This is a genomic window from Cellulosimicrobium cellulans (genome assembly GCF_001722485.1).
In the GTDB taxonomy this organism is placed as follows: Bacteria; Actinomycetota; Actinomycetes; order Actinomycetales; family Cellulomonadaceae; genus Cellulosimicrobium; species Cellulosimicrobium cellulans_A.
The window spans coordinates 1-3,084 of record NZ_LWGL01000251.1 but is presented as its reverse complement, the minus strand read 5'-3'; the positions used below and the strand labels follow the sequence as shown (position 1 = coordinate 3,084).

The following is a 3,084-nucleotide window of genomic DNA, read 5'->3' as shown; positions in this document are numbered from 1 at the left end:
CGGGCGCCGGGCGGTCGCGTGGGCGAGCGGCGCCCTCGCGCGCCGGGGCGCGTCGGTCGTGCTCGGCGCGAGGTTCGTGCCCGTCGGGCGCACCGCGGTCAACGTCACCGCGGGCGCGGTCGGCTTCCCCCGCCGCCGGTTCATGGTGCTGTCGGCCGTCGCGTCGACCGCCTGGGCGGGGTGGACGGTCGCCGTCGGGACGCTCGCCGCGCGATGGGTCGGTGACCAGCCGCTGCTCGCCGTGGCCATCGGGGTCGCGGTGGGGACCGTCGTCGGGGTCGTCGTCGACCGCGTCGTCGCGGCGCGCTCGGGGCGCGGGACGCGGCTCAGGGGGCGGGACGCGCCGGGTCTACCATCCGCACCCTCGTTCCTCGGGTGCTCCCGCCAGTCCCGCCACGACCCGGCACGTCCCGCCCCCCGAGCCGCGCGGCCGTGAGGTGAGCCTCCGAGGTCAGGAGACCCCGAGCAAGTCGATGACGAAGATCAGCGTCTTGCCGGACAGGCGGTGGCCCGCGCCGGCGGGGCCGTAGGCGAGCTCCGGCGGGACGACGAGCTTGCGGCGCCCGCCGACCTTCATGCCGGGGATGCCCTGCTGCCAGCCCGCGATGAGGCTGCGGAGCGGGAAGTTGATCGACTGCCCGCGGTTCCAGGACGCGTCGAACTCCTCGCCGGTCTCGTACTCGACACCGAGGTAGTGGACGTCGACCGTGGAGCCCGGGGCGGCCTCCGGTCCCTCGCCGACGAGGATGTCCTCGACGACGAGCTCGGTGGGTGCCGGGCCCTCGGGCGCGTCGATCTCGGGGCGTTCAGGCTGTGTGCTCATGCCGTCGATCCAACCACGCGGTCCCGGTGACGGCAGCCGGGCATCGGGCCCGCCGGGCGCCCGGCCCCGAGGACGCGGGGCGCCGTGCCCGGGCGTTCGGGGAGGCGAAACACCGAGGCCCGGAAAATCGCCATCATGGGACGCATGCCCACCCCCGACCGACCTGGCCCCGGCGTGCCCGCCGACGGCACGCCCGAGACCGCCCGCACGCCCGAGGCGCGGGACGACGTCGCGCACCGGCGCAGCGCGCGCGACGTGCGGCGGTGGCGCCGGTACCTCGCCGACGAGCGCGCCGAGGCCGCGGCGTACCGCGACCTCGCGAGCCGGCGCTCGGGCGAGGAGCGCGAGATCCTGCTCGCGCTCGCCGAGGCCGAGGGCCGGCACGAGCAGCACTGGCTCGACCTGCTGGGGGACGACGTCGGGCGTCCACTCCCCGGGGACTGGCGCACGCGCACCCTCGGCTGGCTCGCGCGGCGCTTCGGCGGCGTGTTCGTGCTCGCGCTCGCGCAGCGCGCCGAGTCGCGGTCGTCGTACGCGACCGACGCCGACGCGACGGCCAGCATGGCCGCGGACGAGCGGATCCACGAGGAGGTCGTCCGGGGGCTCGCGACGCGCGGGCGCAACCGCATGTCCGGGACGTTCCGCGCGGCCGTCTTCGGCGCGAACGACGGTCTCGTGTCGAACCTGGCGCTGATCCTCGGCATCGGGGCGTCGGGCGCGTCGCCCACCACGGTGCTGCTCTCAGGGCTCGCGGGCCTCCTCGCGGGCGCGCTGTCGATGGGCGCGGGGGAGTTCGTGTCGGTGCGCTCCCAGCGCGAGCTGCTCGACGCGTCGACGCCGAGCCCGCAGGCGTCGGCGGCGCTGCCGGACCTCGACGTGGACGCGAACGAGCTCGCGCTCGTCTACCGGGCGCGGGGGATGACGGCCGTCGACGCCGAGGCCCACGCGCGCGACGTGCTCGCGACGTACACGGCGCAGACCGTCATCGCCCCGGCGCCCGCCGGCGACGAGCACGAGACGCACGGGACCGCGATCGGTGCGGCCGTGTCGTCGTTCCTCTTCTTCGCGTCCGGGGCGCTGATCCCCGTGCTGCCGTACCTGTTCGGGATGACCGGCCTCGGGGCGGTGGCCGTCGCGAGCGGTCTCGTGACCGTCGCGCTCCTCGCGACGGGCGCGACGGTGGGCCTGCTCTCCGGCACGTCGCCCGTCACGCGGGCGCTGCGCCAGGTGGCGATCGGGCTCGGCGCGGCCGCCGCGACGTACGTCCTCGGGCTCGTCTTCGGAGCCACTGTCGGCTGAGAACCTCGTCCGGGTGGTGTGACTTTCGTCTCTGTGATTCGGTAGTCCCGCGGTCGGTGACGATCCGTCCGTGACAGACGATCCGGTCCAGGGGGCGGTCATGCACGGCTCGCAGGGGGCGCAGGGCGCGCGCACGCGCGCCCGCCGCTGGCTCCTGCGCGGACTGCTCGCCGTCGGCGGTGCCGGGCTCGGCACGGGCCTCGCGATCGCGACGGCCGGGGGCGCGACCGCCGCCGAGCACGACCCCCTCGGCCTCGGCCGGGTCCTCGACCCCGTGACGTCGACCGTCGAGACGGTCGTCGACCCCGTCGTGCACGACGTCGTGCGCCCGGTCCTCGACCCCGTGGTCCAGGACGTGGTGCAGCCGGTCGTCGAGCCCGTCGTGCAGGACGTCGTGCGGCCCGTCACCGAGCCGGTCGCCCCTGTCGTCGACTCCGTGGTCGAGCCCGTGGCTCCCGTGGTGGACACGGTCGTCGAGCCCGTGGCGCCGGTCGTCGAGACCGTCGCCGAGCCGGTCGCGCCCGTCCTCGGGACGGGGACCGAGCCGGTGGCCCCCGTCGTCGAGACCGTGGTCGAGCCCGCCGCGCCCGTCGTCGACGCCGTGGTGGAGCCGGTGGCTCCCGCGCTCGAGCCGGTGGTCGGGGTGGTCGCCCCGGTGACGACCCCGGTCGTCGACAGCGTCGTGCCGAGCCTGGCCCCGGTCCTCGAGGCGCTCGCGCCCGTGCTCGACCCGGCCCTCGGCGCGACGTCGCCGCTGGCCCCGGTGACCACGCCGGTGCTCGACCTGCTGACGCCCGTGACCGACGTGCTCGCGCCGGTCACCGACCCCGTCCTGGGGCCGGTGCTCGACCCGCTCGCACCGGTCGACCCGCTCGCGCCCGTGCTGCCGACGCCGGGTGGCGACGCGCCGGACGGCCCCGGGGCGCCCGGTGACGAGCCGACGGGCCCGCACGCCCCGCCGC

At 76.8% G+C, this 3,084-nt stretch carries 3 protein-coding genes and 1 pseudogene; 3 read left to right on the top strand and 1 reads right to left on the bottom strand.

Features of this window, described 5'->3' with window-relative positions; genetic code table 11:
* On the top strand, positions 1–436 hold a 436-nt coding region (locus JZ5iCDA_RS16535), incomplete at its 5' end, for a DedA family protein (protein ID WP_171905413.1).
* A 15-nt stretch (positions 437–451) separates the two neighbouring features.
* On the opposite strand, the gene JZ5iCDA_RS16530 is transcribed toward JZ5iCDA_RS16535, so the two are convergent.
* On the bottom strand, positions 452–823 hold the full coding sequence (locus JZ5iCDA_RS16530; protein WP_069388122.1) for an FKBP-type peptidyl-prolyl cis-trans isomerase: 372 nt from the start codon (positions 821–823) through the stop codon (positions 452–454).
* A gap of 144 nt (positions 824–967) precedes the next feature.
* Between JZ5iCDA_RS16530 and JZ5iCDA_RS16525 the strand changes: the two genes are divergently transcribed.
* Both JZ5iCDA_RS16525 and JZ5iCDA_RS16520 read left to right on the top strand, forming a co-directional pair.
* Complete coding sequence (locus JZ5iCDA_RS16525; protein ID WP_139123187.1) at positions 968–2,122, top strand: VIT1/CCC1 transporter family protein; 1,155 nt, start codon at positions 968–970, stop codon at positions 2,120–2,122.
* Between the two features lie 70 nt (positions 2,123–2,192).
* Positions 2,193–3,084 (top strand): annotated as a pseudogene (locus JZ5iCDA_RS16520) (hypothetical protein); the annotation flags it as partial.